The 13,912-nt window shown below is 63.1% G+C and carries 15 protein-coding genes and 1 tRNA gene; 7 read left to right on the top strand and 9 right to left on the bottom strand.

Annotated elements, in window-relative coordinates; genetic code table 11:
* The first annotated feature begins 11 nt into the window (after positions 1-11).
* Positions 12-815: a RecB family exonuclease gene (locus tag CRD15_RS09180; RefSeq protein ID WP_034967826.1), complete on the top strand. Its 804-nt coding sequence runs from the start codon at positions 12-14 to the stop codon at positions 813-815.
* On the opposite strand, the gene aspA is transcribed toward CRD15_RS09180, so the two are convergent.
* From aspA to CRD15_RS09165, 3 genes are read right to left on the bottom strand one after another with little or no spacing between them, the layout of a single operon-like run.
* Positions 785-2,347 (bottom strand): aspartate ammonia-lyase, encoded by a 1,563-nt coding sequence (aspA, locus tag CRD15_RS09175; RefSeq protein WP_080716688.1) that lies wholly within the window; start codon positions 2,345-2,347, stop codon positions 785-787. The genes CRD15_RS09180 and aspA overlap by 31 nt on opposite strands.
* 58 nt (positions 2,348-2,405) lie before the next feature.
* Positions 2,406-3,251 carry an ATP phosphoribosyltransferase gene (gene hisG, locus CRD15_RS09170; protein ID WP_034967828.1) on the bottom strand — a complete coding sequence of 282 codons (846 nt, stop codon included), beginning with the start codon at positions 3,249-3,251 and terminating at the stop codon, positions 2,406-2,408.
* Between the two features lie 22 nt (positions 3,252-3,273).
* The gene (locus CRD15_RS09165; RefSeq protein ID WP_187402376.1) at positions 3,274-4,272 is read right to left on the bottom strand and encodes a phosphoribosyl-ATP diphosphatase; all 999 of its coding nucleotides are present in this window, start codon (positions 4,270-4,272) and stop codon (positions 3,274-3,276) included.
* Between the two features lie 89 nt (positions 4,273-4,361).
* On the opposite strand from CRD15_RS09165, the gene CRD15_RS09160 reads away from it, so the two are divergent.
* The gene (locus CRD15_RS09160) at positions 4,362-5,207 is read left to right on the top strand and encodes a thioesterase family protein (protein WP_034993947.1); all 846 of its coding nucleotides are present in this window, start codon (positions 4,362-4,364) and stop codon (positions 5,205-5,207) included.
* Here CRD15_RS09160 and CRD15_RS09155 read toward each other — a convergent pair.
* Genes CRD15_RS09155 through CRD15_RS09145 form a run of 3 tightly spaced genes read right to left on the bottom strand, consistent with a single transcriptional unit; the run spans position 5,204 to position 7,836 of the window.
* A complete protein-coding gene (locus CRD15_RS09155) occupies positions 5,204-5,680 on the bottom strand; it encodes a hypothetical protein (protein WP_034981934.1) in 477 nt (158 codons plus the stop codon). The genes CRD15_RS09160 and CRD15_RS09155 overlap by 4 nt on opposite strands.
* Positions 5,681-5,704: 24 nt before the next feature.
* Positions 5,705-6,952, bottom strand: a complete 1,248-nt coding sequence (gene mshC / locus CRD15_RS09150; protein ID WP_187402375.1) for a cysteine--1-D-myo-inosityl 2-amino-2-deoxy-alpha-D-glucopyranoside ligase — start codon at positions 6,950-6,952, stop codon at positions 5,705-5,707.
* A gap of 11 nt (positions 6,953-6,963) precedes the next feature.
* Positions 6,964-7,836: an undecaprenyl-diphosphate phosphatase gene (locus tag CRD15_RS09145; RefSeq protein WP_034967846.1), complete on the bottom strand. Its 873-nt coding sequence runs from the start codon at positions 7,834-7,836 to the stop codon at positions 6,964-6,966.
* A gap of 70 nt (positions 7,837-7,906) precedes the next feature.
* Here CRD15_RS09145 and CRD15_RS09140 point away from each other — a divergent pair, with 70 nt between their 5' ends.
* Positions 7,907-9,028, top strand: coding sequence for a hypothetical protein (locus CRD15_RS09140; RefSeq protein WP_237744629.1), 1,122 nt, complete (start codon positions 7,907-7,909; stop codon positions 9,026-9,028).
* 49 nt (positions 9,029-9,077) lie between these two features.
* On the top strand, positions 9,078-10,181 hold the full coding sequence (locus CRD15_RS09135) for a quinone-dependent dihydroorotate dehydrogenase (protein ID WP_034981938.1): 1,104 nt from the start codon (positions 9,078-9,080) through the stop codon (positions 10,179-10,181).
* Here the strand turns inward: CRD15_RS09135 and CRD15_RS09130 are convergent.
* Complete coding sequence (locus CRD15_RS09130; protein WP_034974368.1) at positions 10,178-10,735, bottom strand: YbhB/YbcL family Raf kinase inhibitor-like protein; 558 nt, start codon at positions 10,733-10,735, stop codon at positions 10,178-10,180. The two genes, CRD15_RS09135 and CRD15_RS09130, sit on opposite strands and share 4 nt — an antisense overlap.
* 151 nt (positions 10,736-10,886) lie before the next feature.
* Between CRD15_RS09130 and CRD15_RS09125 the strand changes: the two genes are divergently transcribed.
* From CRD15_RS09125 to CRD15_RS09115, 3 genes are all read left to right on the top strand, one after another.
* Positions 10,887-10,972 (top strand) — tRNA-Leu (locus CRD15_RS09125).
* A gap of 133 nt (positions 10,973-11,105) precedes the next feature.
* A complete protein-coding gene (locus CRD15_RS09120) occupies positions 11,106-11,681 on the top strand; it encodes a TVP38/TMEM64 family protein (protein WP_237744443.1) in 576 nt (191 codons plus the stop codon).
* Positions 11,682-11,686: 5 nt separating this feature from the next.
* Entirely contained in the window at positions 11,687-12,307 is a 621-nt protein-coding gene (locus CRD15_RS09115) for a hypothetical protein (protein ID WP_034967864.1), read from the top strand.
* Here CRD15_RS09115 and CRD15_RS09110 read toward each other — a convergent pair.
* Positions 12,304-13,446: an SPFH domain-containing protein gene (locus CRD15_RS09110; protein WP_034974369.1), complete on the bottom strand. Its 1,143-nt coding sequence runs from the start codon at positions 13,444-13,446 to the stop codon at positions 12,304-12,306. The two genes, CRD15_RS09115 and CRD15_RS09110, sit on opposite strands and share 4 nt — an antisense overlap.
* A gap of 19 nt (positions 13,447-13,465) precedes the next feature.
* Positions 13,466-13,906: an NfeD family protein gene (locus tag CRD15_RS09105; protein WP_034967871.1), complete on the bottom strand. Its 441-nt coding sequence runs from the start codon at positions 13,904-13,906 to the stop codon at positions 13,466-13,468.
* Between the last annotated feature and the right edge of the window lie 6 nt (positions 13,907-13,912).

The following is a 13,912-nucleotide window of genomic DNA, read 5'->3' as shown; positions in this document are numbered from 1 at the left end:
GGCTGGGCGGGGTGAGTAAGAAACTAGCCCTGTCCCCTTCCCGCGCCAACGACTACAAGCAGTGCCCGCTCCTGTACCGCTTTCGAGCCATCGACAAATTGGAGGAGCCGAAGACGGTCGCTCAGGTCAAAGGCACGCTGGTGCATGCGGTGCTGGAGAACCTACACAAGCTACCGCGCGGGCAGCGCACCTACCCGGCGGCGGTGAAGATGATCCGCCCGGAGTGGGAAAAGATGCTGGCTACGGACGCGGAGCTGGCTGAGCTGGTGCCGGAGGAATCTACCCTGGCGTTCTGGGAGGAAGCCCGGGAGCTGGTGAAGGGCTACTTCCAGATGGAAAATCCGGAGGGTTTTGACGCCCACGAGTGCGAACAATTCGTGAATCTAACGCTGCCCAATGATGTGCCGGTGCGGGGCTTCATCGACCGAGTGGACATAGCGGAGACCGGGCAGGTGCGCGTGGTGGACTATAAGACGGGAAAGAAACCCGCCCCTCGCTTCGCCGACTCGGCCCGTTTCCAGATGATGTTCTACGCCCTGGTGTGGTGGCGCATGACCGGCGAGCTGCCGACCCAGCTGCGGTTGATGTACTTGAAGGTCAGCGACGATATGGTGCTGAGCCCCACCGCTGCCGACCTAGTCGCGTTTGAGCGGGAGCTCGGCGAGCTATGGGGGCGCATTCAGGCGGATGTGCGCAGCGGAAACTTCCAGCCGCGCACGACGAAGCTATGCGGATGGTGCCACTTCCAGGATCTGTGCCCTGCCTTCGGTGGCACCCCGCCGGTTTATCCCTGGGAGGTTTCCTCTTCGCTGTAGTCGGTGTACAGCTTGCCCTGGAACTTCGGGTTCAGCAGGTTCTCGGGGCTGAGGACCTCGTCGAGGGTCTTCTCGTCCAACAGGCCCCTTTCCAGCACGAGTTCGCGGACGGATCGGCCGGTGCGGGCGGCCTCCTTACCCACCAGGTCACCGTTGTGGTGACCGATCAGCGGGTTGAGGTAGGTGATGATGCCAATGGAATCCTCCACATACTTGCGGCACACATCGGCGTTGGCAGTGATGTCCACGACGCACAGGGTGCGCAGCGTGGTGCAGGCACGAGCCAGGAAGCGGACGGATTCGAACACACACTGGGCGATGACCGGCTCCATGACGTTGAGCTGCAGCTGGCCGGCCTCCGCTGCCATGGAGACCGTCTGGTCGTTGCCGAAGACCTTAAAGCAGATCTGGTTGACGACCTCGGGGATCACGGGGTTGACCTTGGCAGGCATGATCGACGAACCCGCCTGGCGCTCCGGCAGGTTGATCTCGTTCAGACCCGCGCGCGGGCCAGAGGACAGCAGGCGCAGGTCGTTACAGATCTTCGACAGCTTCATTGCCACACGCTTCACCGCCGCGTGAGCGTTGACGTACGCGCCGGTATCGCTGGTGGCCTCGATGAGGTCGCGGGCCGGTTCGATCTTCAATCCACTGACATCGCTGAGGGCGCGGATGACCGCGTTCTGGTAGCCGGGAGGCGTGTTCACTCCCGTACCGATGGCGGTGGCGCCCAGGTTCATTTCGCGCAGCTGTGCCTGGGAACGTTCGAGCTGCAGGCGCTCCTCGGCGATGTTGTAGCCGAAGGCGCGGAACTCCTGGCCCAGGGACATCGGAACCGCGTCCTGTAGTTGGGTGCGGCCCATCTTCAGGATGTTGCGGAACTCCTGGCCCTTGGCCAGGAAGGCGCGCTCTAGCGCGTCGAGGTGCTTGATCAGCTGGTCGATCGCGAAGTGCAGACCCAGGCGGAAGCCCGTGGGGTATGCGTCGTTGGTGGACTGGGACATGTTGACGTCATCGTTGGGGTTGATGATGTCGTAGGAGCCCTTCGGGTGGCCCAGGTACTCCAGTGCGAGGTTGGCGATCACCTCGTTGGTGTTCATGTTCACACTGGTGCCCGCACCACCCTGGAACACGTCGATCGGGAACTGATCCATGCACCGGTGCTCTTCCAGCACCTGGTCGCAGGCCCAGATGATCGCTTCTGCCTTTTCATCCGGCAGCGCGAAGATCTCGTTGTTGGCGATGGCGGTGGCCTTCTTGACCATTACCATTCCGCGGATGAACTCCGGGATCTGGTTGATGGTTGTGCGCGAGACCTGGAAGTTATCCACGGCGCGGAGGGTGTGGACGCCATAGTAGGCATGGTCCGGAACCTCCATCGTGCCCAACAGGTCTTCCTCGGTGCGGAAGCTTTTCGCGGCGCGCGCCAGCTGGGAGTGTGTTTCAGCTGACGTGATGATGTCGGTCGAGTTGACGACCTTATCGCCATAAACTTCTGCCGCTGCTGCTGAGGGAATGGGTTGATCAGTCACAAAACATCCTTGGGTATTTAGGGGTTGCAATGTATACCCCACCCTAACGAATTAGTGACTAGATGCGAGCAATGCGTATATCGGTAGCAAGAATCGCTTCTGCGCCGAGGGCGGACAGCTCGTCCATCAGCGAATTGGCCTGCGTCTTTGGCACCATGGCGCGAACCGCAACCCAGCTGTTATTGGCCAGCGGGGACACGGTGGGCGCGGAGAGCCCCGGCGTGATGGCCGTGACCTTGTCCAGGTTGGCACGCGCGATGTTGTAATCCAGCATCACGTAGTTGTGTGCGTGCAGGATGCCCTGGATGCGGTTAATCAGCACGCGCTGCTCCGCCGTGACCTCCGCGTCCTTGCGGCCGACGATGACGGCCTCGGAGACGCACAAGGGTTCGCCGAAGGGCTTCAGGCCCTGCTGCCGCAGAGTACGGCCGGTGGAGACGACGTCGGCGATGACATCGGCCACGCCCAGGCGGATGGAAATCTCCACCGCGCCGTCTAGACGGATCACCTGGGCCTCCAGGCCACGGGCGGCAAGATCCTTGCGAACCAGATTCGGGTAGCTGGTGGCGATGCGCTTGCCGTCCAGCTGCTCCACCGTCCACTCCTCGTCCTGCGGGGCGGCGTAGCGGAACGTGGAAGCACCAAAGCCCAGCGGCAGCAACTCGTCGACCTCTTCGCGGGTATCCGCCGCCAGGTCGCGCCCGGTGATGCCGATATCCAGGTGGCCGGAGGCAATGTAGATCGCGATGTCCTTGGGGCGCAGGAAGTAGAACTCCACCCCGTTGTCCTCGTCGGCAATCGTCAGGGATTTCGAGTCACCACGGGTGGCGTAGCCGGCCTCCTTGAGGATCGACGTGGCCTTCTCAGACAGGGAGCCCTTGTTGGGCACTGCGACGCGCAGCATGATTTACGATTGCCTTTCTTGCTTAGAGGAACTTGTAAACGTCTTCGGGGGTGAGGCCACGGCCGACCATGACGACCTGCAGCCAGTACAGAAGCTGGGAGATTTCCTCGGCGAGCTCCTCGTCGGATTCGTACTCCGCGGCCAGCCACACCTCGCCGGCCTCTTCGACAATCTTCTTGCCCTGGAAATGCACGCCCGCATCCAAGGCCTTAACCGTGCCGGAACCTTCCGGGCGCTCCTTGGCGCGGGAGGACAGCTCGGCGAAGAGAGATTCGAAGGACTTAAGTTCTTGTTCGTTCACGTCTTCCATTGTGGCAGATCGCACACTGGCCGGTGCTGTGTGCCCCAGGTCTACGTGGATCTGGCGCAGATCCTCCAGTGTGAAGCCACCCAGATCTTGGGCTCCCCCGCGCAGCTCGGCCAGGGTCTGCACCCCGGTGGGGATCGCGGTGTGCGGGTCGGTGGGCGCGCCCAGCACGCGGCAGCCCGCGTCGCGGGCAGCTGTCATACCGGTCGTGGAATCCTCCACCACCAGACAGTCGTCGGGTGCGAAGCCGAAGCGGGCTGCCGCAGTGGCGTAGATATCCGGGGCGGGCTTGCCATTGGGAACCTCATCGCCACACAACGTGAAGTCGAAGAACTCCCGGCCGATGGAATCCAAGGACAGCTCCGTCAGTGCGCGGTTGGTGTTGGTAACCAGCGCCATGGGGAACCCAGCGGCCTTGGCCTCGTGCAGGATCTCCCTGATCCCGGGGCGGAATTCCAACTCCCGTGCAAGGAGCTCCCCTACGCGCGTGTACATGAAGTCGAGCCATGCGGCCTTGGCGGCGTCATCAAGATCCAAACCCGCATGCGCCGCGCAGATCTCGACGGTCGTGGGGGTCGTGGCGCCGACGGTCTTTTCGCGGACCTCTGGGGTCAGCGGGCGCCCCATCTTTTCACCCATTTCGAAGGTTGCGATCCCCCACAGTGGTTCGGTATCGACCAGGGTGCCGTCCATGTCCCAAAGTATTGCTTTCATGATGTCGTTCAGTTTAGGACAAACGCGCGACCAGCCCCCGGGCGTATGTGGTAGTAAGTGATGTAGCCCACATTTTGGAGAGGAAAGCAATGAACGAGCAATCGGCGTACTTTATCCCCGGCAAGGTCACGGAAGAAGGCGGCCACATCTACCGCAACTACCACCCGACCCAGCACACCGAAAGTCCTTGGGGGCCGGGATTCCAGCACGGTTCGCCGCCCGCCGCGCTGATTGCGACGGTGTTGGAGGACGGCGCCCGGGACGCGGGCATGTCGCTGGAAGAGGGTCGTTTCAGCCGCATGACCGTCGAGATTCTGGGGGCGGTGCCTCTCAGCGAGCTGCGCACCCACGCGCGGGTGGTGCGCCCCGGCAAGCGCATCAGCTTCCTGGAGGCCGTCGTCACCGACGAATCCGGCCGCGAGTTCGTCCGCGGTTCCGGCTGGTGGATCCGCCGCGGAGATACTCAGGATATCGAGCGCACCGTCGGCGAGCCCATGCCAGGGCCGGTCGGTGCGGAGGACGGCACGGACTTCTTGGAACGCTGGGCCAGCGGCTATATCGACTCTATTGACGCCCGTAAGGCTCACCTGGAACAGCGCCAATTGGAGGTCGCGGAGAAGCGCAACCCGGCGATCTACTGGTCGCGCACCGACCTCTCCGCAGTAGAGGGGAAGGAAGATTCCAACTGGGTGCGCCTGATGAAGACCGTGGACATCGCCAACGGCCTGAACAACCTGCTGGACACGGACAAGTGGACGTATATGAACGTCGATACGACGGTCTACCTGCACCACGAGATGCGAGGCGAGTGGCTGGGCCTATCCGCCGAGGCGAACTACGGCACCGACGGCATCGGCACGACGGTCACCCGGATTTACGACGAACAGGGCCTCATCGGCACCTGCAACCAGGGAATTATGCTGGCGCCGCGCTAGGCTTCGCAGACGGCCTCGGCCTGGTTCTCCACGAAGATCTCGTCGGCGTCCAGGTCCACGGCCAGCTTTTCTACCAGTGCCAGCAGATCCTTGATTTCCTCGTCTTCCAGCAGTGCGTCCTCGTGACGGGCGGACAGCTCCTTGAGCTTCGTGACGTGCTGGATGACGACCGCGGTGACGGCGAGGGTGGTGGCGTTGGGCTGCTCGTCCGCGCTCTCGTCGCTGTTCTGCAGGTTGAGCGTAGCGGCGATCTTCTTTAGTTCCGCCTCGTCGCCAGCTGCTACGGTCTGGGCGGCCTGCAGCATACCGTCGACGATCTGCTGTGCTTCGTCTACTGCGGACTCCGGGTAGGGGGCTTCCCAGAACTCGCGATCCTCGTCGCGCAGGTAGCTGCCTGTCGCCATCTGGCGTAGGTTGTCGAGGAACTCGTCGCGGGCATCAGCGGTGGCTGTACTTAGCTGTGTGGTGCTCATAGAACACAGTCTGCCCTGTGGAAGCTAGAGGCGCACGCCCAACAGCGCATCGATTGCGGTTTTTATTTCGGACGCCGCAGCCTCCTCCCCCGCAGCCCCAGGTTCGGTGGCTGCGGCCCAGTGGTCGATTGCCTCCAAGGCGCTGGGTGTGTCGAGGTCACAGGCCAGGTGGCCGCGGACCGTGGTGATGAGCTCCCGGGCCTGTTCGACGGTGGTGCCACCGGCAGCCAGGGCGTCCCGCCAGTTAGCCAGGCGCTGCTCGGCCGCGGACAGCACCTCGTCGGCCCAGTCGCGGTCCTGGCGGTAATGGCCTGCGTACACGCCCAATCGGATGGCGGACGGCTCATGGCCGGCGGCCGTGAGTTTGGAGACGAACACCAGGTTGCCCAGGGACTTGCTCATCTTCGTGCCATCCAGGCCAATCATGCCGGTGTGCACATAGTGCTGCGCCATGCGATCCACCCCGTGGGCGGCCTCGGCGTGGGTGGCGGAGAATTCGTGGTGCGGGAAGCGCAGGTCGCTGCCGCCACCCTGGATTGCGAAGGGCGCGCCCAGGCGGTTGACGGCAATGGCCGAGCACTCGATGTGCCAGCCGGGACGGCCGGGCCCGAACGGGGATTCCCACTTCGGCTCGCCGTCGCGGTGGGCCCGCCACAGCAGTGCGTCCAGGGCGTGGCGCTTGCCGGGGCGCTCGGGGTCTCCGCCACGTTCGGCGAAGAACTTGGCCATTTCCTGCTCGTTATAGCGGGACTCGTAGCCGAATTGGGGCAGGAAGGTGTGGTCGGCGTAGATATCCGGGTATTCGTCGCCTTCCAGTTGGTAGGCGGCGCCGACGTCCAACAGCGTGCCCACCATCTCGATGACCTCTTCGATGGACTCCATTGCCCCGACGTACTCGCGCGGCGGGATCACCGCCAGGTCCTCCATGTCGGAGCGGAAAAGGTCGATCTGGCTGCTGCCCAGATCCTGCCAGTCCACCCCGTCGCGCTCTGCGCGCTCAAACAACGGGTCGTCGACGTCCGTGATGTTCTGCACATAGTGCACGCCCACACCTGCCGAACGCAGGTAACGGTGGATCAGGTCGAACGTCAGGTAGGTAGCGGCGTGGCCCAGGTGCGTCGAATCGTAGGGGGTGATGCCGCAGACATACATCCCCACTTCGTCTCCCGCAAGGTCAACGGGCTTCAGCGCGTCATCGGCGGTGTCGTACAGGCGAAGCTGCAGGGCTTCACCCGGCAGCTGAGGGACTTCCGGTTCGGGCCAAGAGTGCATGGGTTCAGATTCTAAGCCTGCAGTACTTCGAATGCGAGTAGACCCATGACCGCCAGGCCCAGCGGGATCCGCCACAGCGCGAACCAGGCGAAGGAGTGGTTGGCCACGAACTTCAGCAACCAGGCAATCGACGCATAGCCCACGGCAAAGGCAATTGCCGTACCCACGAACAACTGAGCGCCCGAGGCGGCCTGACCGGCTTCGGGGCTAAAGGCGTCCGGAAGAGAGAAAAGCCCCGAGGCCAGCACCGCAGGGATGGCGAGCAGGAACGAGTAACGGGTGGCGACCTCGCGATCCAGGTTGAGGAACAGACCGGCCGAGACCGTGCCTCCGGAGCGGGAGACTCCCGGGATCAGCGCCAGGCACTGAGCAAAGCCCATGATCACCGAATCGCGCATGGTCAGCTGGTCGAAGCTGCGCTCGCGGCGGCCCATGCGCTCAGCGAGGATGAAGACGAAGGAGAACAGCACCAGCATGGTGGCGGTGATCCAGAGGTTGCGCAGGTTATCGCGGATTAGATCCTTGCCCAGGTAGCCCAGGACGGCGACGGGCAGCGTGCCGACGATAACCATCCAACCCATGCGGTAATCGAAGCGATCCCGGTGCACGCGGCGGCCGTGCTTACCAGTCAGGTCGGTGAGGCCTTCCCACACGCCACGGCACCAAGCGCTGGCAATGTTCCAGATGTCCTTAGCGAAGAACACCAGCACCGCCAGCTCCGTGCCCAGCTGGATAACGGCCGTGAACGATGCACCGGCATCCTCGCCCCACAACAGGGTGGAGAAGATGCGCAGGTGGCCGGACGACGATACGGGGAGGAACTCCGTCAGGCCCTGGATGAGGGACAGGATAATCGTCTGCGCCCAAGTCATGTCTGTAGTCATGGGCACAAAGCCTAGTCCTTCCGCCCCGCCTTGCGGGTGTGACATGGCCGGGCTGGTAGCGTTAGGGCTTGTGAACGTGCACGTCAATCGCTTTAGTCGTACTCTTTCCTGCATCGTCGCGGCCGGCCTGGCCGTAGGGGCTTTGTCCGCCTGTGGATCCGATGATTCCCCCAACGACGGGCCCGTGGCCGGCGATCCGGCTCAGCCCAAGGATTCCCCCACCTCGTCGCAGGGGCCGGGCGAACAGCTCGACCTGGGCAAGCCCGCGTTGGGAGCCGCGCGCGTGGGGCTGTCCGCCGACGAGAACGCGCCGGGCGCCAATCTGGTTGCGGTGCTTACCCAGGGCAAGGTGCACTTTATTGACGCCACTAATCCCAAAGACAAGCCACGCCAGGTAGACATCGACGATTCCTGCGACAGCATTACCACCACAGCTCAGGGTGTGGCGGTGGCCTGCCAGGACAAGGCTATTGAGCTGGGGACGGACGGCAAGGAAACTCGTCGCCTGGACGTCGAGGGCAAGGTGACCACCGTGACCTTCTTGGATAATGGCAAGGCCGTGCTGGGCAAGGCGGGTGAGGATAAAGCCCGCTTCTACGACAAGGATGGCAAGGAGACTGGCAGCGAGATCGTGAGCCGCAGCCTGGACCAGGCCGTGCTAGTCAAGCCCCGGGATCGCGATCAGCGTGCAGCGTTGATCGACCGGGGACAGACCAGCATCAGCGACGTCAACGTCAACGATGGTTCGCTGAACGCCGCGTTGCGTATTGGCCAGGGTGTGGGGCAGGTTGCCTCTGGCCGTGGGGACGACGGCGTGGTCGTAGCCAGCGACGCCCGCCAGGGGCAGATGTTGATCTACACCATGAACGACGTGGTGCGCCTGCACCAGGCAGCGCCGACCGAGGATTCGCCCTGGGGCGTGACGTGGGATGCGAAGCGGAAGCTGGCGTGGGTGGCCTCGACCGCCGCGAACAGCCTGGAGGCCTACCGCATCGACTCGGGCGCGCCGGTAAAGGCTGCGCACACGGAGGTGCCCGGCAAGCTGCGCTGGGTGTGCGACGCAGCCAATGGTGCCCTAGTACTGGTGACGGAGGATGGAAAGGTCAACGTCTACAGCGCCGACAGCGTGGACAAGGACATCGCATCGATGAAGGACAAGCCCGCGGAAGACTACCCCGTGAAGCGGGACTAACGACTAACACAGCCGACTAACACAGCGGGATCGAAATAAGGGAGCAAGAATGTTGAAAAAGATTCGCCACGGCGCGTACCAGGTAGCGCTAAAGGGAATGTTTACCCTGCGCCCGGAGCGTATCCACGGGCTGATGTCCCAGGGGCTACAGCAGGTGGCGGGCTCGCGCGCGGCGCTGTCTGCACTGGATGGCGCGCTGGTCGTACACGACGAGGTGCTGAGCCAGCAGATCGCAGGGCTAACCTTCCCCCGCCCGCTGGGACTCGCCGCGGGCTTCGACAAGGATGCCAAGGAGGTGGACGCCTGGGGTCCCATCGGCTTCGGTTTCGCCGAGATCGGCACGGTGACTGCACTGGCGCAGCCGGGTAACCCCACACCGCGACTGTTCCGTCTTCCGCAGGACAAGGCGATCCTCAATCGCATGGGATTCAACAACGAGGGCTCGCGCGCGGCGGCCATGCGACTGCGCAAGCGCAATACCGACATCCCGGTGGGCGCGAACCTGGGCAAGTCCAAAATCGTCGCGGCGGATATTGCCGATAGGGATTACCGAGAGTCCGCCAAAGCCATCGGCGACGTTGCCGACTACCTGGTGATCAACGTCTCCTCCCCCAACACGCCCGGGCTACGCGACCTGCAAGCGGTGGAATCGCTGCGGCCGATCATCCGGGCCGTGCAGGAGGAAAGCTCCAAGCCACTGTTCGTGAAGATCGCGCCAGACCTCAGCGACGAAGACATCGACAAGGTCTGCGACCTGGCCATCGACATGGGAGTGACCGGCCTGATCGCGACGAACACCACCATCAGCCGGGAGGGGTTGAAGACCCCAGCACATGAGGTGGCTGTCATGGGCGCCGGTGGAATCTCTGGTGCGCCTGTCGCCGCCCGGGCGTTGGAGGTGCTGCGTCGCCTGGCTGCCCGTGCCGACGGCAAGCTGGTTTTGATCGGAGTGGGCGGAATCGACTCCCCGCGCGCGGCATGGGAGCGGATTTGCGCCGGGGCCAGCCTGATCCAGGGCTACACCCCCTTCATCTACGGCGGCCCGGACTGGATCCGAGAGATCCACCAAGGGCTGGCCGCGCAGGTGAAAGCCCACGGCCTGCAGAATATTTCGCAGGCCGTGGGCAGCGGGTTGCCGTGGATTGAGAGCTAGTTCTCCGCCCAACCCCAGATGATGCCACGGGCGGTGGCCTTGAAATTCAGGTTAAAGCCCAGGACGGTGGGGGTCTGGCGGTCGCCGATCTCCAGCTCCTCGCCCACCGCGTGCACCGCGAACAGGTAGCGGTGTGGGCCGTGGCCGGCCGGCGGGTTCGCGCCGTAGTAGCCCCAGGAGCGGCTATCTCCACGCAGCGCCACCGCACCCTCGGGCAGGCCGCTGAGATCTTCGTTGCCCGCGCCGAGTGGCAGGGAGGTTACATCGGCGGGAATGTTAAAGACTGCCCAGTGCCAGTAGCCGCTGGCCGTAGGGGCGTCCGGATCAAAACAGGTAACCGCGTACGTCTTGGTGCCCTCCGGACCCGGAGACCAGCTCAGCTGGGGCGATACATCGTTGCCGCCCAGCTGATCCTCCGGCAGGCGATCGCCGTCGGCGAAAGTTTCGCTGGTGACCTCTAGCGGAGGCAGATCCGTCAGTGGCGCGTAGGGGTCGGGCCCGGGGAAGCGATCGTCGATGTAAGTGGGCTGGTGTTGTGCATTGTTTTCGGACATAGCACCACGCTAGTCAAAGTGTTTCCCCACCGCACTGAAGTGCTTATGCTGGCACAACTACCTGGGTGTGACCTGGGTATTTGTGTAAATCCCCGCCTTGGCATTAAAGTGGCCTCAGTTGCCACCACACATGTGGTGCGCGCCTTACCTTGTCCGGGTGGCGGAATGGCAGACGCGCTAGCTTGAGGTGCTAGTGTCCTATTAACGGACGTGGGGGTTCAAGTCCCCCTCCGGACACAACATGAAGATCCCACGCTTTGTTGCCCGTGCATTCAGCACGTGGTGGGGGTTGAAGCTGAGGTATCGATTCCTCAGTGTTGCAGTTCCGATCCTGCTGGTCGCTTTCGTTTATTTTGTGCCCAAGCCAGCGGTGAGTGACATCCGATCCTGGGTAGACTCCACCGGCGCATGGGCCCCACTGACTTACCTTGCACTGATGATCGGGTTTACGCAGCTACCCCTGCCCCGAACCATCTGGACCATTGCGGCGGGAGTGATGTTCGGCCCGCTGCTGGGATCAGCCCTTGCGCTGATAGGCGTGGGCGCTTCGGGGGCGCTGTCGCTGGTGCTGGTGCACGCCGTGGGCGGCTCGTGGGTGGAAAAGAAGACACGCAACGATAAGCGCATTCAGCTGCTGCAGGAAAGAATCTCGGAGCGCGGGTGGATCGCCGTGCTGGGGCTGCGTATGGTCCCCGCGATCCCCTTCTCCCTGTTGAATTACGCCTGCGGGCTCAGCCGCATCCCTTTCGTGCCCTATGTCGCGGCTACCGTGCTTGGCTCCGCACCGAACACAATAGCGACCGCCATGGCTTCCGACGCGCTGGCCACGGGAGGTCAGCCGTGGGTCTTGCTCTTCAGCGTTGTGGTGGTGTGCATCGGCTTCGCACTGGCGGCCAATGAGATCCGACTCTGGCGTCAGCTCAGCAAAGTCAATGAAGTAAGTTAATACCTATGTTTGCCGTGTATGCCGCATATAGGGGCCGTTCTCAGCGTCGTGGAGAGTACGTGCGCGACGTTGCCGCGGCACTCGAGCAATCGTCGATGGTCGACTCTGTGGAGATGAAGGGCATCGAGGAATTCGTGTGCATCGCTCCCGGCCCCGACGAGGCCGGCGGACTGGTGTTGTCGCTGCTGCAGGCGGGTGACTTCGCGCTCGGCATTGGCACGGTGGTTGCGGATCTTGAGGGGGACGCCCCGTCTTCCACGGAAGAAGCTATCGGCGCGGCCACGCGCGCGGTTGCCCGGTCGCAGCGTGCGGGGGCGGTGTCGGTGCGAATCGAGAAGCCCGGACCAGGCGGCGTTATTGCGCCGGGGCTGGCGGCGGAGGTAGCTCAAGACATTGCGGCGGCTTTCACACTGCTGGCGCATGTGCTGGCGCGCCGTACGAAGGAAGGGCGGGAGGCCACTGCCCTACTGCGCGCGGGCCACTTGCAGGCCGAGGCCGCGGAGATCGTGGGAATCAGCAAGCAGGCGATGAGCCAGCGCCTGGCAGCAGCTGGCTGGCACGCGGAGCAGGCCGGGTGGACCCTGGCCGTGCATATGTTGGCCAGGGCGGATCAGCTGCGGGATTAACCCTGGTTGTACGGGTTGTTCTCGTTGACCGGCTGTTCCGGCGTTTCGTCCACCGGCTTGTTGGCCACGGCGTTGGCGGCGGCAACAGCCTCGGCAATCTCCGGAGAGGACGCGGTGCTGAACCAGTCGGCGGAACTGGATTCGTTGGCCTGTTCGCGGGTGGCTTCGTCCACCGGCTTCGGCTCGTAGCGGAATACGCCTTCCTCGTCCTTTTTTGCCAGAGCCTTGGCGAACTGCTCTAGCGAATCGCCGAACTGCATCGGGATCATCCAGGTCTTGTTTGCAGAGCCCTTGGCCATCTCCGGCAACTTCTCCAGGTACTGGTAGGCCAGGACCTCCGGGGTGACCTGTGCAGATTTGATGGCTGCGTTGACCTTTTGGATTGCCTTCGCCTCACCCTGTGCCTCGATGTACTTGGCGGCACGGTTACCTTCGGCGCGCAGAATTGCGGCCTGACGCTCGGCCTCTGCGGCCAGAATGTGGGCGTGCTTCTCACCTTCTGCGGAGAGGATGCGGGCCTGCTTTTCACCCTCGGCGGTCTTGATGTCGGACTCGCGGCGGCCTTCTGCAGTGAGAATCATCGCGCGCTTCTCACGGTCGGCCTTCATCTGCATCTCCATCGACTGCTGGATGGATGCCGGCGGATCGATGGCCTTCAGCTCCACGCGGGAAATACGCAGACCCCACTTGGTGGTGGCAGCGTCCAGCTCGCCACGGAGGCGACGATTAATGATTTCACGGGAAGTCAGGGTTTCTTCTAGCGTCATACCACCGACCACGTCGCGCAGCGTGGCGACGGAGATCTGCTCCACACCCACGATGTAGTTGTTCACGCCGTAGATCGCGCGTGCAGGGTCGTTGATCTGGAAGGTCACCACCGTGTCGATGGCGACCGTCAGGTTGTCCTGGGTAATAACGGCCTGAGGTGGGAAGCTCACGACCTGCTCACGGGTATCGACTTTGTCGCGGATACGGTCGACGAAGGGAACTAGCAGCGTCAAACCACCAGAAACAGTGCGGGTATAGGTACCCAAGCGTTCGATGACCGCAGCTTCACCCTGCGGGATCAGGGCAACCATCTTGATGATTATCGTTGCGATGATGACCAGAAGGATCACCAGGAAAATTGTGAAGTTCATTCTCTAAGAGTCCTTACTACTATTTGTTTTTCCACACGACCGCCGTCGTGCCGTCGATGCTTAGCACCTGTACCGACTCCCCCGCGGAGTACGTGTCCCCGGGGTTGGCGGAACGGGCGGACCACAGCTCGCCGGCGACCCGCACCATGCCGCCGCTCTGCGCTTGGTCGGAGACGGGTTCGATAACCTCAGCGCGCTTGCCTGCCAGCTCGGAATCGTCGAACTTATGTTCTTGGCTGTTCTTAAGCAGCCGCCTGCGCAGCATGGGGCGAATGGCCAGGATCAGTGCGACGGAAGCTACGCCGAACACCAGGATCTCGGCCCATACGGGAATATCCACCACCGCTACGCCGGCGGTAATGGCCGCTGCGGTGCCCAGCATCAACAAAGACATGTCGGCTACCAGGAGCTCGCCGAGGAATAATAATCCGGCTGCGATTAACCAAATGATCGGACCCATGTTTAA

The sequence above is a fragment of the Corynebacterium sp. LK28 genome (assembly GCF_014335105.1).
In the GTDB taxonomy this organism is placed as follows: domain Bacteria; phylum Actinomycetota; class Actinomycetes; order Mycobacteriales; family Mycobacteriaceae; genus Corynebacterium; species Corynebacterium macclintockiae.
This window is presented reverse-complemented; position numbering and strand designations above follow the sequence as displayed.

Excerpts from the sequence above, each read along its gene's own strand:
- hisG (WP_034967828.1), bottom strand. The coding sequence starts at position 3,251 with ATGCTGCGCGTCGCAGTGCCCAACAAGGGCTCCCTGTCTGAGAAGGCC.
- CRD15_RS09165 (WP_187402376.1), bottom strand. The coding sequence starts at position 4,272 with ATGAAAGCAATACTTTGGGACATGGACGGCACCCTGGTCGATACCGAA.
- CRD15_RS09160 (WP_034993947.1), top strand. The coding sequence starts at position 4,362 with ATGAACGAGCAATCGGCGTACTTTATCCCCGGCAAGGTCACGGAAGAA.
- CRD15_RS09155 (WP_034981934.1), bottom strand. The coding sequence starts at position 5,680 with ATGAGCACCACACAGCTAAGTACAGCCACCGCTGATGCCCGCGACGAG.
- mshC (WP_187402375.1), bottom strand. The coding sequence starts at position 6,952 with ATGCACTCTTGGCCCGAACCGGAAGTCCCTCAGCTGCCGGGTGAAGCC.
- CRD15_RS09145 (WP_034967846.1), bottom strand. The coding sequence starts at position 7,836 with ATGACTACAGACATGACTTGGGCGCAGACGATTATCCTGTCCCTCATC.
- CRD15_RS09135 (WP_034981938.1), top strand. The coding sequence starts at position 9,078 with ATGTTGAAAAAGATTCGCCACGGCGCGTACCAGGTAGCGCTAAAGGGA.
- CRD15_RS09130 (WP_034974368.1), bottom strand. The coding sequence starts at position 10,735 with ATGTCCGAAAACAATGCACAACACCAGCCCACTTACATCGACGATCGC.
- CRD15_RS09115 (WP_034967864.1), top strand. The coding sequence starts at position 11,687 with ATGTTTGCCGTGTATGCCGCATATAGGGGCCGTTCTCAGCGTCGTGGA.
- CRD15_RS09110 (WP_034974369.1), bottom strand. The coding sequence starts at position 13,446 with ATGAACTTCACAATTTTCCTGGTGATCCTTCTGGTCATCATCGCAACG.
- CRD15_RS09105 (WP_034967871.1), bottom strand. The coding sequence starts at position 13,906 with ATGGGTCCGATCATTTGGTTAATCGCAGCCGGATTATTATTCCTCGGC.